We start from the raw sequence: 19,236 nt of genomic DNA on the forward strand, positions 1-19,236 counted from the left end.
GGTGAAAGCTCTATCTATAACCATGGGCGCATTCGGCCCATACCGGGATAAACAGACCGTAGATTTCACCTTATTAGGCGAGGAAACGATTTTTCTGATTACAGGTCCGACTGGAGCAGGTAAAACTACGATCTTCGACGCGATGTGTTTCGCGTTATATGGTCGTGCAAGCGGAAGTGATCGTGATCAGGATACTATGCGAAGTCATTTTGCCCATCCAGACGAACCTACATATGTAGATTTTCAATTCGAATTACGCGGCAAAATGTATCGTGTAGTCCGTATGCCTAAACAACAGAAGAAGAAAGAACGGGGAGAGGGCTGGAAAGAAGAACCGGCACGTGCAGAATTATATATGGCACATGAGAATTCAGAAAAGCTGATTGCTTCTAAAATAAAAGAAGTGAATGAGCATATTGAAGAGATCATGGGACTTGATTACGAACAGTTTAGAAAAATGATCATGATCCCACAAGGGGAATTCCGGAAACTCATCTCTGAAAATAGTAAAGAGCGGGAAGAAATACTACAAAGAATATTTAAAACGGAGTTTTTCTCTCAACTCACGGACTATTTCAAAAAACATTCTAAAGAATTGGAAAAAGAAATTCAGCAATTCGAATGGAAAATTGAGCAGGAGATCAACAAAATTCAGTGGGGAATGGACAGTGACCATGCAGTAGAAAATGAAGACCTCTCTAAAATAAGGGAACGCCTTAAACAACGGATTGACTCTCAAGAAAAGCTGGTTTCAGAAGAAAAGGAACACTTAGATCATATAAGACGAAAATCAGACAAGTTACAAAAACAGCTTTATGAAATGAAGCAAACCGCTGAACTTTTTGAGGAAAGGGATGCATTACTTAAAGAGAAATCTGAGCTCGATGAAAACAGGAAGCATATCGATCGATTAAAGCATGATGTTTCCTTAGCGAACAACGCTGCAGAAGTTTTCCCTTATGAAAAACAATACGAAGAGCGTAAACAGGAGTTCAATCAGTGGAAAAAGAAACAGAAAGAAAAAGAGGAAAGATTAGTTCAAGTAAAAGCTGATTTCGAAGAGCTTGAAAACAAATATAGAGCAGAAATGGAAAAAGAGGAAGAGCGGCAGCAGTTAAAAGTAGAATGGGATAAAAAAGTTGAAGAAAAAAACAAGCTGGATGAATTTCTTCAATTGGCAAATAAGCTTAACCATGCTGAAAAAGTTACGGAAGAGAAGAAAAAGCATTCAGAATCACTTCAGGCGGAGCAGGCACAGCTCGTAAAGAGGAAAAAAGAACTGAGATCAAAGACTGCGGAAGAGCGAACGGTTGCTCAAGCTCAATTTGAGAAAAAAGAAGAACGTCAAAGACTTCAAACCAGAATGCAGAGCCTTGGTCAATTAGATGAAGAGTGGGGAAAGTTGAAAAAATTGCGCGTGAATTATCAAACATTCATGAAGCACTTCCAACAGATTAAAAAGAAACAGGAAGATTCAAAAAAAGCTTACGAAGTTGCCTTAGAAGAAATCAGAAAACATCACGCATACACATTATCCTTGCAGTTGGAGCCAGGTGATCACTGCCCTGTCTGTGGATCAAAAGAACACCCTTTTCATGCGGAAAGGCCTTCTAATATCATTGATGAGGAGGCGCTGGAGAACTTAAAGCATACGTTCGAAAAGGCGGATCGTGAGTATCAAAAGGCTCAGGACAATGCGGTGAAAGTGAAGTCTGATGGAGAGAGCCAAAGGCAAATTACCGAGAAAGTGTATAGAGATTTGGCAGAGCATGTTGAAGACTTGAATGATGAAGCAATCTCAACAGCCATGAAGCAATGTCAAAAAGAGTTGAATGAGTTGGAAAAAGTCAGTCAGGAGCTTGAGAAAAAAGCGAATGATATTTCCTCTGCAGTTAAGCAATTGGATGATCTGGAGGAGAAGGAACAACAACTCCAAGTTAACATTGAAAAGGTCCGTAACGAATTTCATGAGAAACAGCAGGAATTGACTACATTGGAATCCGATCATAAAACGATGAAGGAAAAATATCCATTCTCCTCCACGGATGTACAGGTCCTCACTGACGAAGTGAAAAATAAAGAGAAGGCATATCGAAAGGCATTGAAAGATTGGGAAGAAATACAAAAATCATATACAAACAAACGCGATGAATTTCATCAAATGCAGACAATGGTGAATGAGGGAGACAAGTATTTGCAAGAAGCTGAAACGGCACTGGCTCAAAGAGAAGAGGAATTTGATCAAACGCTTGTTCAATTTTCCTTTACGTCCGTAGAATCATATCGTAAAGCACTTAAATCCACAGAAGAAGTAGAGGATTTAACTAGTAAAATAGAAGTTTACCAAAAGCGGATTGACCTTGTTGCTGCACGATTGAGCGAACTTGACAGGAAACTGGAGCATCAATCAAAACCTGATATTAAAGAGATTGAACAAGAATGGAAGGACATTTATGAGACCTTGACCACCCAACAGGAAAAATTGAATGAAATGAATATTTCCTTGCGACAAAACCACACCATCCAAGATAACGTAGCTACTCTTGTGGAAGACCAGGGTGAATTGGCAGCACAGTATTATGATATTGCAGAATTATCACAGCTCGCCAGTGGGGATAATCATCTTCGTCTATCATTGGAACGCTATGTCCTAGCTTCATTTCTGGATGAAATATTGGTACAGGCTAATCTGCGTTTAGATCAAATGACTGACCACCGCTACCAGCTTATACGGAGTGATGCTGTTGCAAAAAGAGGAGCACAAAGCGGACTCGATCTGGAAGTGATTGATCACCATACAGGTCAACAGCGCTCGGTAAGAACACTCTCAGGCGGGGAGGGATTCAAAGCTTCTCTAAGTCTTGCTTTAGGTATGGCTGATGTTGTTCAATCCCATGCTGGCGGGGTCCAGCTTGATACATTATTCATCGATGAAGGATTTGGAACGTTGGATGAACTATCGCTGGAGCAAGCCATCGGTTGCCTCCGCAGTTTGCAGGATGGAAACAGGATGCTGGGCATCATTTCTCATGTGCCTCAATTGAAAGAAGAAATACCGGCGAAATTGCAGATTGATTCCGGCCCGAAAGGTTCAACGGTCGCATTTGTATTTCAGTGAATTTCCGGTTAAAAGTCAGGGGGTTTTGAAGCAATATTCCCCAGTTATATTCGGAAATCAATATTAAGCGCCTATCATCCGCAAAAAGCTAAGCGATTTTTCACAACTATCGAGGACTCTCGCTATTATCTGTCATTTACTGACGTCGCTTTGGATGGAGGCCTGTCATATCTTGCGCTTGCCCGGGAAATATCAACACGAATAAATAGGAAATATAATCAGTCTTTTCAGAAGGAAGGTGTGCATGATTAAGATATTAAATAATGACTGGGATTTCCACGTGAAAGAAGAATTTGAAAAGCCTTATTACCTTCGGTTACGAGAAAAACTTAAAGAAGAATATCAGAATGAAACCGTCTATCCGAATATGTATGAAATTTTCTCTGCGCTTCAGGCTACCTCTTTCAGTGAGACGAAGGTGGTCATTATCGGGCAGGACCCGTACCATGGAAAGGGACAGGCGCACGGCTTCAGTTTCTCGGTACAGCCCGGGGTGAAGATACCACCTTCTCTTAGGAATATTTATAAAGAACTGGAAGATGATCTGGACCTTCCGACTCCTGAGCATGGCCATCTGCTTCATTGGGCCAAAGAGGGAGTATTGTTACTTAATAATGTGTTGACGGTAAGAGCACACCAGGCGCATTCTCATAAAGGACTCGGGTGGGAGAAATTCACGGATGCTGTCATAGAAACTTTGAACCGAAGGGAGCGACCGCTTGTTTTCCTCCTATGGGGAAAACAAGCGCAAAAAAAAGGGGCTTCGATAGACACAAGTAAACATTTGGTCCTTACTTCCTCACATCCGAGTCCTTTTGCTGCTCATAAAGGGTTCTTCGGGAGCCGTCCTTTTTCAAAAGCCAATCAATTTTTAATGGACATCGGTGAAAAGCCAGTGGATTGGCGGTTGCCCACAAAACCTGATGAGGGAAGCGCCCATACCAGTTGAAAAATCAGGCATATGCTACAGTATTCTAATGTTTCGGAGGGGTTTTTATGTTTCCGACAGGTCAACCACCATTCCCTCCCATGGGTCAATTTCCTGGTTTTCAACAAGCAGCAGCTCCTCAAAATATGATGAGGTCCATCGCTCCATTCATGAATGCAGGAGGAGGGGGACTCAGCGGTTTTGGGGCTCCAGGGATGTGGGGGAACGCTGGTCTTGGAACTCCGGGTTTCTTCGGAGGGGGTTCAGGTTTAGGCACGAATGTTTTGGGCGCAGCAGGTAATGCAGCTAAAGCTGGAGGTGCCGGATGGCTTGGTCATATGCAAACTGCATTGAAAGCAATGCAGTCAGCTGCACCAATGATGCAGCAATATGGTCCAATGCTTAAGAATATTCCAGCAATGATCAATATGATGAAAATCATGAATGAACCGGATGAAGAGGAGACTTCAGCCGATGAAGAGCTAGAGTCTATTTCTGGGGATAGGGAATCAAGCAGTATAGCCAGTTCCCGACAATCGAAAAATAGAAGTCAAGGTGCATCACAGCCCAGGTTATACATTTAGGCTGTGCATGTAGCTTGATTTTTTTTTGCGAATTAGCAAGAATAGGAACATGAACTATAATAAAAGGAAGAACCTACGTTTGAGGAGGTTTTAATATGAATCAACAACAATTAGAAACGGCAACATTCGCAGGCGGGTGTTTTTGGTGTATGGTCGAGCCCTTCGATGAAAGGCCCGGCATTGAGTCGATTGTATCTGGTTATACCGGTGGACATACAGAGAACCCGACTTATAGACAAGTCATTACTGAAACCACTGGACACCGGGAAGCGGTTCAGATCACATACGCCCCTTCAATCTTTCCATATGAACGACTTGTGGACCTCTTTTGGAAGCAAATCGATCCTACGGATGCCGGTGGACAGTTTGCTGATCGAGGGAAGTCCTATACAACAGCAATCTATTACCATAGCGAACAACAGAGAGAGATAGCTGAAGAAAGCAAAAAACAAGTAGAGAATTCCGGAATCTTTAAAAAACCGATTGTCACTGAAGTCTTACCAGCAGAAACTTTTTACCCAGCAGAGGACAAACATCAAGACTATTATAAAAAGAACGCTTTTCATTATAAGCGGTATAAGAAAGGATCCGGACGAGCAGATTTCATCAAAGATCGCTGGAGCTATCCAAAAAACCAGGAAGAGCTTAAAAAACGTCTGACTGATGTACAATATAAAGTGACTCAGGAGAATGCGACAGAACGTCCTTTTCAAAACGACTATCATGACTATGAGGAAGAAGGTATTTACGTAGATATTGTTTCCAAAGAGCCGCTATTCAGTTCTAAAGACAAATATGATGCGGGATGTGGCTGGCCGAGCTTCACAAAACCGATTGAAAAACAACAGGTGAAAGAAGAAGTTGATACCTCTCATGGTATGTTCCGGACAGAGGTAAGGAGTGACAGTGCGGATTCTCATTTAGGTCATTTATTCGATGATGGGCCTAGGGAGCAAGGTGGTCTTCGATACTGTATCAACTCGGCCGCTCTCGAATTTATTCCAAAAGGTGAAATGGAGCAGAAAGGGTATGGTTATCTGACCTATATGTTTGAATGAAACACAGATTTAGAAAATAGATAGGCAGCTCCTCTCATGCTATAATAGAAGAGGGATGAGGAGGAACAGCTTTGGGTAGAAAACGGATATTGTCGAAAGAAGAAATCATGACGGTCACAGGTGAAGTTTTACGTGAGGAAGGGATCAAAGGCGTTCACTTCAAGAAGCTGGCCGTGATGTTAGAAGTAAGTCGAAGTACTCTCTATGAATATTATGACAATAAAGATGAGCTCATCCTTGCATATATGAAGGCTATGATGGACGAAATGGGTCGAAAAATAAAGGACATCCCTTTGGATGATCCACCGAATGACAAGTTATATCAACTCCTCCTTGTTTTATTGGAACATGCACAAATTCATCATATCGATCAAATGATACGTGAACTGCAATCCAGTGATAAAAATTTAGCGATGTTTTACAAAAAAGAACTGCATGAGGATCTGATGATTACTTATGAAGAGATGATGGTATGGATCCGGGAAGCGAAAGAGCAGAAGATATGGGAAACAGAAGCGGATGAAGGACTGATTGGTGACTTGATTTTCCATTCGATTCTATTTCCAAATCGTCAAAAAATGGGTGTCCAGGTTATGGCCACTCAATTGTTTAATATGATTGAACATGGAATTTTGAATAGGAAAGATTAAGCCGCTATCCTTATAAAAGGAAGCGGCTTTTCTCCAATTGCAAGGGGTTGTGCAATTCGGTCAGTAATCCATAAGGGAAAGGATTCTTCATCTTCCAGATAGATTGGTCTGAGTGGAGATCTTCCCGATTTTAGTCGTTCCGCTTGCGATCATCACCGCACCTGTATATGAATATATTTCTTCTATATCGCGTCGTCTCCCTAAAACCACTAGTCCATAATGACATTTCATTATAGTAATAGGCACTGATTTTTTGAAAGGAGGGAAGTTGTTGAAGAGTCGCTCCATGTATCTCACCTATTCGATTGCTTGGTTGGGCGGTTGGCTTTTTTCCTTATTACACGTGCCTATTCCCTGGATTTTAGGGCCTGTCACTACCATTATTTTTATGAAATTTTTTGGAAAAGCTGAATCGAAGGTGCTGCCAGGGGCCAGGGACCTTGCATTTACACTGCTTGGTATCCAAATCGGGCTTACTTTTTCTTCTCACACCTTTACATACATTGTTCCCTATCTGGTACCTTATACGATACTCTCGCTTTTTATGATTTTTGTAAGTTTGATGATCGGGTTGTACATATCAAAAATGACGTCAATAGACAAAACAACGAGTCTTGTGGGCAGTTCCCCAGGGGGTCTATCTGCAATGATCGCCGTAAGTGAATCATTAAATGGAAATAGTGCGCTTGTCACGATTTTTCATACATTGAGACTTTTGAGCGTGCTATTCATTTTACCTTTCTTTGTCACGCATATGTTAAGTGAATCTTCTAGTGCAGCTGTTGAACCGCATACCCTGACGGTGAATGACGGTTCCATGTGGACGATTCTCATCTATTTATTCGCTTTTGCCCTGGGCTGGAAATGGCAGCATCGTATTCCTGCTTCTTTAGTCATCGTCCCAATGCTGCTGATCGGTTTCTTACAGACGGTGGGCCTGACTTTTTTTCAGTTACCAGATTTCCTATTCGTTTTGGCTCAGTTACTGATTGGAACTTTTCTAGGGCACACGATATCTTTAGGTGACATAATAAAAGCAGGGAAAACATGTCTTTATTTTTTAACTTTGGCGATCTTTATGATTGTCCTCGGCATCGGTTTATCTTTTTTACTGGCAGCCTGGACCGGGATGGACATCATTACAGCGGTGTTGTCGTTAGCCCCGGGGGGTTTAGTAGAGATGGCAATCACAGCAGAACAAACAGGAGGCCAGCCAGCGATTGTCAGTTCATTACAAACGATACGGTTACTGACCATCATTCTTGTTCTGCCAATAATATTTCAAAAATACAAGACTTATCTAAATGGCTGACCTTTGACACTATCTCGAATTAAAGATAAAATAAGGCTGAACAATCCAGTAAAGTTACTTGAATATTATTATGTAAACAAGTCTGTAGGAGGTTCATTTATTATGCTTATGAAACACATTTTTCAAAAGGGCAGTGGAAATAGTGAGAAGGTGCTTCTTCTTCTCCATGGAACAGGAGGGACAGAACAAGATCTGTTACCCATTGCGGAAATGATCGACCCTGAAGCATCAGTTTTATCCGTCCGTGGGAATGTATCTGAAAATGGTATGCCTCGATTCTTCAAACGTCTACGTGAAGGGGTCTTTGATGAAGAAGATTTGATAGAACGCACTAAAGAATTAAACACATTCATATCGGAAGCTGCAGAAGAATACAAGTTTGATCGCTCAAACGTGATTGCTGTCGGATATTCAAATGGAGCGAATATCGCAGGCAGTTTACTGTTCCATTATGAAAACAGTTTGCGGGGAGCTGTCCTATTCCATCCGATGGTGCCACGCAGAGGCATAGACATCCCTGGATTAAATGGGCTTCCCGTATTCATCGGAGCTGGAGAAAACGACCCGATCTGTTCAGCTCAAGAAACAGTCGATTTGAAAAAACTGCTTTCTGAAGCTGGAGCAGAAGTCACCGAACAGTGGGAGCAAATGGGACACCGCCTTACAGAAAATGAAGTGAAGGCAGCTGCAGGATGGTACAAGGATAATTTTTAACGATCCTCTCATATTGAGTCCAGCTTTCTTTCGTTGTATGATAAGAACACACGCAGGAAACTAGGAGGGGTTTTGGATGATCCATAAAACTTGGGAAGAGAATGAAACAATAAAACAGATTGAATGTGTCCACAATGATGCAGAGAAGTTCGTTGTCAACAATGTTTTGACACCTGGTAAAGTATACGATGTTAAAAATGAAAGTGAAGAGTTTTACTTTGTCATTGACAACACCGGACGTATGGGTGGTTTTTATAAAAATTACTTCAAAGAAATACACGCAGAGAGCTGATAGGGAATTTCCCCCCGTCAGCTCTTTTTGATTCTCTAGTGCTGGAATAGGACAAGTTCAATGGGGGCATGTTTACCATTGGTAAAAGGCGGTTAATGAAATATGAATGTATTACCGAAAGGACGGAACTGTCATGATATTGGAAAATGTAAGGATATTTCAGCCTTATCGGTCATTTAATCAAAATCAGAAGTATGCCGTAGAGATCGAAGGTGAGCAAATAAAGAAGATCCATTCCTCACCTTATGAAGGGAAAGAGGAAACCATCAACGGGGATGGTAAAGTGCTATGTTCATCATTTAATGATAGTCATATGCATTTTTTGCGGTATGGCCTGTTGAAAAAAGAACTTGATTTTACAGAAGTTACCAGTTGGGAAGAAATGAAAGTCCTGATAGAAAATCATTATAGTGAATTAGAGCAATATGATTGGGTTTATGGAAAAGGGTTCAATGACGACCAGTTTGAAGATATCGACCACCTTCTGACCGCTGATGACTTGAATGAAATCCAAGTAAATGCCTATATGTATTTCATGCACCAAGATGGTCATGAATGTGTGATAAGTGAAAAAGCGATAGAGTTATTGAAAAAAGAAGAAGATTTCAAGAAAGAGCCGGAGGAATTCAAAGAAAAAAACGCGGACGGCCAGTGGAACGGACGTTTCAAAGATACAGCTGTCCATTACATCAAACGCCATTTCTGGGGGCGCTCCACCGAAGATGCGAAAGAAGCATTAAGAAAAGCAGCCCCTAAATTAAGTGAGCATGGAGTCACTTCGTTCCATACGGATGACATCAATTTCATCGGTTCCTATGACAGGCTGTGGAATGCCTATACAGAATTGGAAGAGGAAGGGGACCTGCCTTTTGATGTGCATCTTCACCATTATATCTTTAACATAAACGATTTAAGAGAATACTTGAACAATAACCAGAAGAGGTCAGGTGAAGGAACAAAACAAGTGAAGGTTGGAGCAGTGAAAATATTCTTAGACGGTACCCAGCGCTTATATACGGCTGCGATGAGGAATCCTTATCCAGTGGAACCATCAAAAGCAGGTTTGTTGGTCTATACGCAAGCCCAATTAAATGACATAGTCCGTACAGCAGGTGAGAACGGAATGCAAGTAGCCATGCATGCGATCGGAGATAAAGCTGTAGAGCAAGCTGTGACAGCGTTGGAGCAGCCGTCGGCAACTACCGGTGCGCTGCGTCACAGAATCATCCATGCCCAAACCCTTGCACCAGATTTAATTGACCGCTTAAGAAGATTGAAACCTTATATTGAAACACAGCCTTCATTTTTATTAGAAGAATGGGATAAGAAACAAAACTGGTCACCAGATGAACTTCTCCCTTACTGTGATCCTTTTCGCAGTTTACAAAAAGACCATATTCCCCTGACTCTGAGTTCAGACTTGCCGATCGGTGCATTAAACCCGTGGGTAACGATATTTGCTGCGGTTAACCGCACAGATCTTAATGGGAAACCTGAAGGGGGATGGATTCCCCAGGAAAAACTAACGGTAGAAGAAGCTTTTATAGGATTTACAAAAACCCCTGCAGCACTGGAATACAGGGAGGGGAACAAGGGAATGATAGAATCTGGTTATCAGGCAGATTTCATTTTATTGGACAGGCACCCTCAGGAAGTCGATCCAGCTGACTTGGCTCAAATCGAGGTGCTTGAAACATGGCATAGAGGAAAACGAGTGTATAAAAATGATGATATTTCTTAGCTTTCCTTGTCAACACTCCTTCCATCAGCCATAATGGATATAAGGTGATGGAAAGGGGAGGATGGGTCCGTATGGACAAACTAATTTTAGTACGCCACAGTGAAACTGAAGGACAGCATGAAGATTCACCCTTGACGAAACTAGGAATCAGGCAAGCTCAAACGCTGGCTAATTTCTTGGATCAAGCTAGCTATGAAGTCAACCGGATTATCTCAAGTCCTTATTTAAGGGCCGTAGAAACGATCAAACCTTTCGCCAGAAATAAAGGGATCGACATTGAGAAAGACGAACGGCTGGAAGAACGGGTGCTGAGTCATGAACCCATTGATGATTGGGAAGAAGTCCTCCATGACACCTTTCAAGATCCTGATCTGAAATTGACTGGTGGAGAATCTTCACAGGAAGCGAAGAAAAGAGTTGTGACTCTCATAGATGAACTAGAGAGTCAGGACTGTGGGAATGTCCTCCTCGTCACGCATGGAAATTTACTTGCCTTACTTTTGCAAAAGTATAATCGGGAAATCGGTTTTTACGATTGGAAACGCCTCTCTCGCCCGGATGTTTATTTAATCCAAAAACAGGGCGGAGAATATATAGTTGAAAGAATTTGGGAAGACTGAAGTGGGAAATCTTCAGTCTCCCCTTTTCTTTCAACTTACGCGCAAAAATAGTCGAACCATTGAAGGAATTGCGATTTTTCTATAAAATCGTTATTATATATTGTGGTGTTTATCTTTGCCGATAAAAGTGAATGGTAGTTGTATAAGCACTCGAATCCAACATGAAGGAGGAGAAAATCGATGGCATTTGTTATTACATCCCCATGTAAAGAGGAGAAATCCGGGGAATGTGTCGATGTGTGTCCAGTAGATTGTATCGAAGAAGGGAAAGATATGTTTTATATCGATCCTGCGATTTGCATAGATTGTGGTGCATGTGAAGCTGTTTGTCCGGTTGAAGCGATTTATATCGAAGATGAGGTACCAGAAAAAGAAACGCCATACATCGAAATGAACCGGAAGTTCTTTGAAGAACAGTAATGAACATATTAGAAAACCGTCCTACACATGGGGCGGTTTTTTCGTATATGTACTTATGGAACTTATGATAGACAACGACTGAATGTATAGGAATCCTCTATTCAGGGTAGATACAAAGAGGACTATATTAAGGGAGGAGTATCTATGACAAGCTTAAATAATCAATCAGCCATTATTACAGGGGCTAGCAGCGGAATTGGAAAAGCCATTGCCCATCAGCTGGCGAATGAAGGCACGAATGTTGTTTTAGCAGCTAGAAGAGCGGACAAGTTGAAAGATCTTGCTGAGGAGATCGCAGAACAACATGGAGTAGAAGCTAAAGTCGTGGAAACAGATGTCACCAAAAGGGAAGATGTAGAAAATCTTATAGAAGAAACGAAGTCCGCTTATGGGCGAGTAGACATTTTAGTGAACAATGCAGGTGTTATGCTCTTATCCTTTTTGAAAAATGATCATGTTGATGAATGGGAACAAATGGTTGATGTTAATATCAAAGGGGTCTTATTCGGTATACATGCATGTCTGCCTGCGATGCTCGAACAGGAAGCGGGCCACATCGTCAACGTTTCATCTGTTGCCGGCCATGAAGTTTTCCCTTCCAGCACCGTATATAGTGCGACCAAATATGCAGTGAAAGCATTATCGATGGGAATGGAAAAAGAATTATCCAGGTCTGGAGTCCGTGTGACTAACATTTCTCCAGGAGCGGTCGATACAGAACTTACTGAACATATTACAGATGGTGATGTCATTGACATGTTCAAAGACAGAAGTATGGATCCGCTTGAAGCTGATGATATCGCGAGAGCCGTCGCTTATGCTGTCACCCAGCCATCTTATGTTAATGTGAATGAAGTGATTGTGCGGCCGATGCACCAAAAATAAAAAATGGATGACCGCAGTAAACTGCGGTCATCTTTATTGGACAACTTTGAATTTTTTATGGTTATCCAGTTGATCTTTTTCTTGAACATCCATGTTTTTTACTTTACTGAAGGGTGTCGGTCCATCTTCAATTTCCTTTATGAACCTGCTGAGCTGATCAGTCGGCCCTTCTGCTTCTATCAATACGGTACCATCGGGCTGGTTTTTCACAAGCCCATAAATCCCGATTTGATCTGCTACTTGCTTTGTCGCTGCCCGGAAGCCGACGCCTTGAACGCGGCCATGGACTGTTATTTGTTTTCTTTCCATCGTCAAGTACCTCCTCTCTCATACAATTTCATGATTCCCCTGTAAGCAGATCTTACAAACATAAAAAAAGGAGTTTCTGTTCATGAAATCGATACATATAAACGATATAAATGGGTTTTCCATTGGTCAAAAAGAAGATCCGGAGGGCCATACAGGATGTACGGTCATTCTTTGTGAAAATGGGGCCGTTGCAGGAGTGGATGTCCGTGGTGGAGCACCGGGAACGAGAGAAACGGACCTGCTGCAGTCTGAAAACCTCGTCCAGGAAGTTCATGGGATCTTTTTAGCAGGTGGCAGTGCTTTCGGTTTGGATGTTGGCTCTGGTGTGATGAAGTTCCTGGAAGAAAACGACGTCGGTTTTGATGTCCGAGTCACAAGAGTACCGATTGTTCCAGGGGCCATCCTTTTTGATTTAATTGAAGGACGCGCGAACATACGCCCCGACAAGGAAATGGGGTATCGCGCTTCTGAAATTGCCTGGAAGATTCCTGGTTTCAAAGCTGGGAATTACGGTGCAGGTGCGGGGGCGGCGGTAGGTAAAGCTCTTGGCCGGAAACACAGTATGAAGGGCGGAATAGGAAGTTGTGCATATTCTGTAGGGGATCTCAAAGTGGGAGCTGTAGTGGCTGTCAATTGTTTCGGTGATGTCGTAGATCCGAATACCGGTGAAGTCATAGCCGGTCTGCAAAATGCTGGACGCTTCTTAAATACAGAAGAGCAAATCATAAATCGAATCGATCAATCACAGACTAATCGATTCCGTGAGAACACCACTATTGGAGCAGTATTGACGAACGCAAAGCTACATAAATCTGAAGCGAATAAACTTTCCTCCATTGCTCATGATGGGCTGGCGAGGACGATCAGGCCTTCTCATACTTTTATTGATGGGGACACACTTTTCACTTTAGCAACAGGTGGGGTGGAGTGTGATTTGAATGCCTTGAGTGCTCTGGCGAATAAAGTCGTTGAAAAAGCGGTCATAAATGCTGTGAAGTCCGCTGCATCACAGAATGATTTAGTTTCTGCTTCAGATATTCTTAAAAAGAGGTGAAAAAATTGTACGTTTTTGTTTATGGGTCCTTATGCAAACATCAGAAAAACCATGATTTATTAAATGAGGCAGTTTTATATGCCGAACAAGCCTGGACAGCGGGAAGTCTTTATACCGGATCCAGCTACTACCCGCTACTCATAAAAGATGATACGTCTATCACTTATGGTGAATTGTATGAATTAAACGAGAACACGCTGGAACACTTGGATTTTTTAGAAGGGCATACTTCAAAAGAACCTCTATTTAAAAGAGAGTCCGCCCTGGTGGGGACAGAAAAGGGTGATGTTGAAGCATTTGTCTATTATTGGCCGCATGCCACCGAAGGAACGCATGTGCCTTTCAATGATTGGAAAGTTCATCAAATGACAGCCGATCCTTTTATTTATTACTTCGCTTACGGATCATGTATGGATCACGTCCGTTTCACTGAACATAAAGTAGACCATCTTTTTACTGAGTTGAAGGGTAAGGGAGAATTGGAGCATTACCGTTTAGGATTTTCCCACCACCTCTCAGACGGGGGACGTGCAGATATCATTGAAGACACAGGTCATTCAGTCGAGGGGGTAGTGTATGAAATATCTGAAAATGCCTTAGAATACTTGTATCAGCGTGAAGGAGTCAACACGGGTGGGTACCGTCCTACAGTCGTCGACTTGATATTAAATGATGATACATTGGTTCAAGCATTGTCATTTACTGTATTAGACAAAAAAGATGATCTTACCCCACCTTTACACTATGCTTCAGAGATCCATCGGGGAGGTTCCAAATACTTATCTCCTCACTATATGACAGGAATTGAACAGCGTTTTTTAAACGATCTCCCTGTCAGGGACTTTTATGACTATCTACAAAAAAGGAGTAGAAAAAAAATGATACAGACGATGTGGTCGAAATTCACAGCCAGAGACTTCTCCACACAACAGTATGTAAATTTTACCCACCGAAGCTCTGCCGATGAAGCGATCATTATCGTTCACGGAATTACTGCAGAATTAGACCATCAAAGGGAGTTCGCATCTTCATGCACGCGGAATGCTGATGTATTCTTGCCGATTTTGCGAGGTTATGTTCAAAACCGAGGAGATATCGGCTACATCGGCCAATTTGATGATGACTTGTTCGATTTCATACATTTTATCGAAGCAAAAGGATATGAAAAAATCACTTTAATCGGTCATTCCATGGGTTGTGCCAACATCTTACGCCTCATCAGGAAGAATCCACTCCTTGCAGATGAGTACATATTTGTTGCGCCTTTCTTCCATCCCCGTTTGCCTGTGTACCACGAAGATGCGACAGAACAGCCTGAACCTAGAACCGATGTGGACTATACAGTCTATGATAAAAAAGTATTTTTTCTGATGATTCTGCACAAGATGAACATTCATCGATTCAACCAGCATACAGTCGCAGAGATACCGGACGAATTCCACCATAGCGGCCGGTTACATTTGAGCTTCCGTCTGCTAGTATCAAGGTTTTTGGAACACATCCCTTCTACTATATTCGAGGGGATAGAAAACCGCATCTCTATCTATGTGGGGGAGAAAGACGAAATCATCCAGCATGAACAATTGAGGGACTGGGTGAAGGAAAAATGGGGCCATGAAGTACAGTTTATTAAGGGGACGGATCATAACCATATTCTGCATCATCCAGACCTGCATGAAGCGATTTCTTAAAATAATTCAGGAGTGGTTGAACGGCCCCACCAAAGATATAGCAACCAGTAAATGATGTTCGATCGATCAGCTCTGGCTATTTATGAATGTCATACTTGAGTCAAAAGGCAGCTTCAGAGTAAAATGATAGGGACTAACGATGAAAAAGGAGATTACTGATGCCTTCGATGACACAAACCAATTTGGATAAATTTCAGAACTTATATGTTGCTTTAAAAGAGAAAAATGATGAGGTCAATCAAAATAAAATATTGGATTTAATAGATAAAGTGGCGAATCAAGATATGAGGATAGGTTTTGCCGGCCATTTTTCTGCAGGTAAATCAACGGTGATCAATACCTTGCTAGCAGATGACCTGCTTCCATCCAGCCCTATACCTACCAGTGCGAATATCGTCCGTTTAAAAACAGGCTCACCCTATACGGTAGCGAACTTCCAAAAAGGACTACCTGTCAAGTACGAAGGCGAGACAGACATCGAAACCATTAAATCTTTATGCAAAGACGGTGAAGTCGTTACAGGATTAGAAATCAGCCGTCCCCAGGGAAACCTTCCCCCCCATGTATCAGTCATAGATACCCCGGGTGTTGACTCGACAAATGACGCGGACCGATTGATTACGGAATCTTCGCTGCATCTCATGGATTATATCTTTTATGTCATGGACTATAACCATGTTCAATCTGAAGTGAATTTGATGTTTCTATCAGAAATGCAAAAGCGGAGAATACCTTTTTCAATCATCATTAATCAGGTTGATAAACATGTTGAAGATGAGCTCTCATTCGATCAATATAAAGAAAGTGTCGAAATGGCTTTGGAGCAGTGGAGAATTGTTCCAAGCACGATTTATTTCACGTCAATGAGAGATTTCTCCCATGAAAAGAATGAATACTTCCGTCTGAAAGATGACTTCGAGGACTTGTTTAAGCGCGCTCCCGAAACGATAGCAGCACAGGCGGAAATGGAAGCGGAAGTGATCATTGACGAAAGTGTCCGTCAGTTCGAAGAAGAGTTTCAAAGTCAACAGGAAGCCTTGATAGACAGAAAAGAATCCATTTCACAACAATTAGCTGAAAGTCCTATAGATGAGTATAAACTTCGCAGGAACCAGCAACTTGATCAGGAAGCAGAGGAGGCATTTGAAGCGCAAGTATACTCTTTCATCTCAAATGCCTATCTTATGCCAAGTGGGTTGAGAGAATATGCAGAAAGGTATTTGGAGTCTCTCCGACCTAATTTTAAAATCGGGGTCATTTTTTCCCGAAAAAAAACAGAAGAGGAACGAAAAGCTAGGGAAGATGCATTCTATGAAGCGCTGCAAGGTTCTATCGAGCAGAATTTGAAGTGGCCATTAAGAGATCGGATGCTCAAAACGATGGATCAATATTCCGTTGCCGATACAGAGTTACTCGCAAAGGTACATGCTGTTGATTTCAACTATCCGAAAGAGCGCCTGCATAAGCTTGTCGAATCGGGAGCGGAAGTGACAGGACCTTACATCCTCCGGTACACCGATCAAGTAGCTAAAGATATCCAACAGGCCATGCGGCAATTTATCCGTTCATGGCAAGCGGATTTCTTAACCGAAATTAAACAGCAGCAACAGAAGCTGCAAGCTGATCACCATCTCCATCTTCAAATGCTGGAAGAAAAAGAAGGCATTGAAGAAGAACTTGTGAAAATAGAAAAAGAACTTCGGACCTACAAGAAAGAGTTACAGGATCGATTTTATTCCGAGGGTGCTCCTTCAGCCTCTGAGCAAGCGATGGAAGATTTAAGACAGAGAAATGAGCAAGTCGTAACCAAGTCCATTGAAGATGTCCCAAACATACAAAGCGAAGAGAAAAAGAGAGAGGAATCCGTTGTAAAAGAACGAATGAATGCTGCCCATTCTGTACAAACAACACTAGACAAAGTCCGAGCAACTTTAACATCAATCCGTTCCATTGAAGGTCTGGAGGGTCTGTACCATCAATTGGTGCAGAAACAACAACGGTTAGAGAACAGGCATTATACGATTGCTTTGTTCGGAGCATTCAGTGCAGGGAAATCTTCGTTTGCAAATGCACTCCTGGGAGATCAGGTATTGCCTGTATCACCGAATCCGACCACTGCGACGATTAATAAAATTTCACCACCAACAGAGAAACAACCTGACAAAACCATTGAAGCTCAAATTAAAAGCGAACATCAACTTCTTGAAGACCTGGAGCCGATTTTAAGTAATCTCCAGATTGGATGCGACAGCTTACATGAGGTTTTCGAAGAGGCCGGGCAGCTTCCAGAGAATGACTGGAATCACCTGGATCAGAAGCAGCATACCTTTCTGCGAGCCTTTATAAAGGGGTATGAATCGATGCGGTCTTCCTTGGGAAAAAGTGTTGCAGTACCCTGGAAAGACTTTGCCTCTTATGTAGCTGAAGAACACAAATCCTGCTTCATCGAAGAGATGGAATTGTATTATGATTGCACCTGGACACAAGCCGGAATCACCCTTGTCGATACACCGGGAGCGGATTCTGTTAATGCCAGACACACCGATGTCAGTTTTGAATATATCAAAGATTCCGATGCAGTTTTATTTGTGACTTATTACAATCATCCTTTTTCCCATGCTGATCAAAAGTTCTTAAAGCAATTAGGAAGAGTAAAAGACAGTTTCGCAATGGATAAGATGTTTTTCATCGTAAATGCAGCAGATTTGGCTTCATCAGAAGATGAGCTTCACCAGGTCGAAAATTATATCAAGGATGAACTGAGCGAATTTCAGATTCGCCAGCCACGCTTGTTCTCGGTTTCAAGTTTACATGCATTACAAGAAAAGCGATCTAACATCGAGCTTAATTCAGGAATCACCTCCTTTGAAGACACATTCCATGAATTTTTGGAAGAGGAACTGGCTCAGATGCTTATTCAGTCGATCGAAACCGATTTATCACAAGTAAAAGAAATGATTGCCCATTTCATTCATACAAGCAGGCTTGATGAAAAAGAACGGCAGCATCAGAAAGAAGAGTTGATGGAAGAAAAAGAATCAGCTCTGAACCTTTTTGAGAATCGGTATGACGCCGGGGCGATCGATACGATTCAGAATAAAGCGGAAAAACAGATGTATTATGTGCATGAACGAATGATGTTGAACTTCACCGACTTTTTCAAACGACATTTCAATCCGGCTACAATCAATGGGAAAGAGCAGGATGTCAAAGATCAATTCAAAGGAGCTCTTGAGCAATTACTTGTTGAAATAAACTTTGAAATGGTCCAGGAAACAAAAGCTGTTTGTGTAAGATTGGAACGGACCATCGAGGAGGTCCTTGATCAATCGCGGAGGAGATTGGAAGAAGATCTTCGAACAATCCGACCAGCATTGAAGCTGAATCAAGAAGAAAAACCTTCTCTGCCACTGCCTACTATTGAAGGTGAAGTCACCATCGACAAGAAACAAAAAGACCTTGCGTTGAAGGGATTCAGAAATACAAAGTCATTCTTTGAAAAGAATGAAAAGGAAATGGTAAAGGACCACTTGAGTGCGTCTGCTTCACCAGTACTTTCCCAGGAGCTGCAACAGTTATCCGGAATATTGAGCTCTCATTATATTAATCAGTGGGAACAAACTTATCAATATTCTGCTGCAGAATGGGAGAAACAAGTCGGCGTTGTTTTCAATAATTTGCTGCACAATATGGAACATCCAATTGATCCTTCGTCATTGGAAAAAATTTATCAGCAACTGTTCTAAACGATTCTTTTCTTCATAAAATGAGTTAAGCGAAAAAACCCCATTCTAAGGATTTCTTCCTCCTCCTTAGACTGGGGACTTTTTTTGTGCTGAAGAATTAGAGTGAACATAGTG

At 41.9% G+C, this 19,236-nt stretch carries 16 protein-coding genes; 15 read left to right on the plus strand and 1 reads right to left on the minus strand.

The genetic code is table 11. From position 1 onward, the window contains the following. The first annotated feature begins 1 nt into the window (after window position 1). From HLI_RS00820 to HLI_RS00875, 12 genes are all read left to right on the plus strand, one after another. Complete coding sequence (locus HLI_RS00820) at window positions 2-3,118, plus strand: AAA family ATPase (protein WP_128522608.1); 3,117 nt, start codon at window positions 2-4, stop codon at window positions 3,116-3,118. Window positions 3,119-3,362: 244 nt separating this feature from the next. Continuing rightward, window positions 3,363-4,067: a uracil-DNA glycosylase gene (locus HLI_RS00825; RefSeq protein ID WP_128522609.1), complete on the plus strand. Its 705-nt coding sequence runs from the start codon at window positions 3,363-3,365 to the stop codon at window positions 4,065-4,067. Window positions 4,068-4,114: 47 nt separating this feature from the next. Beyond that, window positions 4,115-4,630, plus strand: coding sequence for a VrrA/YqfQ family protein (gene vrrA, locus HLI_RS00830; RefSeq protein WP_128522610.1), 516 nt, complete (start codon window positions 4,115-4,117; stop codon window positions 4,628-4,630). A 95-nt stretch (window positions 4,631-4,725) separates the two neighbouring features. Further along, entirely contained in the window at window positions 4,726-5,688 is a 963-nt protein-coding gene (gene msrB, locus HLI_RS00835) for a peptide-methionine (R)-S-oxide reductase MsrB (protein WP_128522611.1), read from the plus strand. Window positions 5,689-5,759: 71 nt separating this feature from the next. Next, complete coding sequence (locus HLI_RS00840) at window positions 5,760-6,338, plus strand: TetR/AcrR family transcriptional regulator (RefSeq protein WP_128522612.1); 579 nt, start codon at window positions 5,760-5,762, stop codon at window positions 6,336-6,338. A gap of 271 nt (window positions 6,339-6,609) precedes the next feature. Further along, on the plus strand, window positions 6,610-7,650 hold the full coding sequence (locus HLI_RS00845; RefSeq protein WP_128522613.1) for an AbrB family transcriptional regulator: 1,041 nt from the start codon (window positions 6,610-6,612) through the stop codon (window positions 7,648-7,650). A 108-nt stretch (window positions 7,651-7,758) separates the two neighbouring features. Beyond that, the gene (locus tag HLI_RS00850; protein ID WP_128526778.1) at window positions 7,759-8,364 is read left to right on the plus strand and encodes an alpha/beta hydrolase; all 606 of its coding nucleotides are present in this window, start codon (window positions 7,759-7,761) and stop codon (window positions 8,362-8,364) included. Window positions 8,365-8,440: 76 nt separating this feature from the next. Next, window positions 8,441-8,656: a DUF6501 family protein gene (locus HLI_RS00855; RefSeq protein ID WP_128522614.1), complete on the plus strand. Its 216-nt coding sequence runs from the start codon at window positions 8,441-8,443 to the stop codon at window positions 8,654-8,656. Between the two features lie 133 nt (window positions 8,657-8,789). Further along, entirely contained in the window at window positions 8,790-10,397 is a 1,608-nt protein-coding gene (locus HLI_RS00860) for an amidohydrolase (protein WP_128522615.1), read from the plus strand. A 71-nt stretch (window positions 10,398-10,468) separates the two neighbouring features. Further along, window positions 10,469-11,017 (plus strand): histidine phosphatase family protein, encoded by a 549-nt coding sequence (locus HLI_RS00865; RefSeq protein ID WP_128522616.1) that lies wholly within the window; start codon window positions 10,469-10,471, stop codon window positions 11,015-11,017. A 180-nt stretch (window positions 11,018-11,197) separates the two neighbouring features. Then, window positions 11,198-11,437: a ferredoxin family protein gene (locus tag HLI_RS00870; RefSeq protein ID WP_128522617.1), complete on the plus strand. Its 240-nt coding sequence runs from the start codon at window positions 11,198-11,200 to the stop codon at window positions 11,435-11,437. Between the two features lie 144 nt (window positions 11,438-11,581). Beyond that, a complete protein-coding gene (locus HLI_RS00875) occupies window positions 11,582-12,322 on the plus strand; it encodes an SDR family oxidoreductase (protein WP_128522618.1) in 741 nt (246 codons plus the stop codon). A 33-nt stretch (window positions 12,323-12,355) separates the two neighbouring features. On the opposite strand, the gene HLI_RS00880 is transcribed toward HLI_RS00875, so the two are convergent. Further along, window positions 12,356-12,631, minus strand: a complete 276-nt coding sequence (locus tag HLI_RS00880; protein ID WP_128522619.1) for an acylphosphatase — start codon at window positions 12,629-12,631, stop codon at window positions 12,356-12,358. An 82-nt stretch (window positions 12,632-12,713) separates the two neighbouring features. Between HLI_RS00880 and HLI_RS00885 the strand changes: the two genes are divergently transcribed. The 3 genes from HLI_RS00885 (at window position 12,714) to HLI_RS00895 (ending at window position 19,122) form a co-directional block, all read left to right on the plus strand. Next, complete coding sequence (locus HLI_RS00885) at window positions 12,714-13,685, plus strand: P1 family peptidase (RefSeq protein ID WP_128522620.1); 972 nt, start codon at window positions 12,714-12,716, stop codon at window positions 13,683-13,685. Between the two features lie 5 nt (window positions 13,686-13,690). Next, window positions 13,691-15,376, plus strand: a complete 1,686-nt coding sequence (locus tag HLI_RS00890; RefSeq protein ID WP_164908436.1) for an alpha/beta fold hydrolase — start codon at window positions 13,691-13,693, stop codon at window positions 15,374-15,376. 158 nt (window positions 15,377-15,534) lie between these two features. Continuing rightward, window positions 15,535-19,122, plus strand: a complete 3,588-nt coding sequence (locus HLI_RS00895) for a dynamin family protein (RefSeq protein ID WP_128522622.1) — start codon at window positions 15,535-15,537, stop codon at window positions 19,120-19,122. Window positions 19,123-19,236: the final 114 nt, after the last annotated feature.

This window comes from Halobacillus litoralis (assembly GCF_004101865.1).
Lineage (GTDB): Bacteria > Bacillota > Bacilli > Bacillales > Halobacillaceae > Halobacillus > Halobacillus litoralis_A.

Bases quoted from the DNA above. Each gene is read 5' to 3' on its own strand.
- HLI_RS00875 (WP_128522618.1), top strand. From the start codon at position 11,582: ATGACAAGCTTAAATAATCAATCAGCCATTATTACAGGGGCTAGCAGC.
- HLI_RS00855 (WP_128522614.1), top strand. From the start codon at position 8,441: ATGATCCATAAAACTTGGGAAGAGAATGAAACAATAAAACAGATTGAA.
- HLI_RS00885 (WP_128522620.1), top strand. From the start codon at position 12,714: ATGAAATCGATACATATAAACGATATAAATGGGTTTTCCATTGGTCAA.
- HLI_RS00860 (WP_128522615.1), top strand. From the start codon at position 8,790: ATGATATTGGAAAATGTAAGGATATTTCAGCCTTATCGGTCATTTAAT.
- HLI_RS00865 (WP_128522616.1), top strand. From the start codon at position 10,469: ATGGACAAACTAATTTTAGTACGCCACAGTGAAACTGAAGGACAGCAT.
- HLI_RS00895 (WP_128522622.1), top strand. From the start codon at position 15,535: ATGCCTTCGATGACACAAACCAATTTGGATAAATTTCAGAACTTATAT.
- HLI_RS00825 (WP_128522609.1), top strand. From the start codon at position 3,363: ATGATTAAGATATTAAATAATGACTGGGATTTCCACGTGAAAGAAGAA.
- vrrA (WP_128522610.1), top strand. From the start codon at position 4,115: ATGTTTCCGACAGGTCAACCACCATTCCCTCCCATGGGTCAATTTCCT.
- HLI_RS00880 (WP_128522619.1), bottom strand. From the start codon at position 12,631: ATGGAAAGAAAACAAATAACAGTCCATGGCCGCGTTCAAGGCGTCGGC.
- HLI_RS00870 (WP_128522617.1), top strand. From the start codon at position 11,198: ATGGCATTTGTTATTACATCCCCATGTAAAGAGGAGAAATCCGGGGAA.
- HLI_RS00850 (WP_128526778.1), top strand. From the start codon at position 7,759: ATGAAACACATTTTTCAAAAGGGCAGTGGAAATAGTGAGAAGGTGCTT.
- msrB (WP_128522611.1), top strand. From the start codon at position 4,726: ATGAATCAACAACAATTAGAAACGGCAACATTCGCAGGCGGGTGTTTT.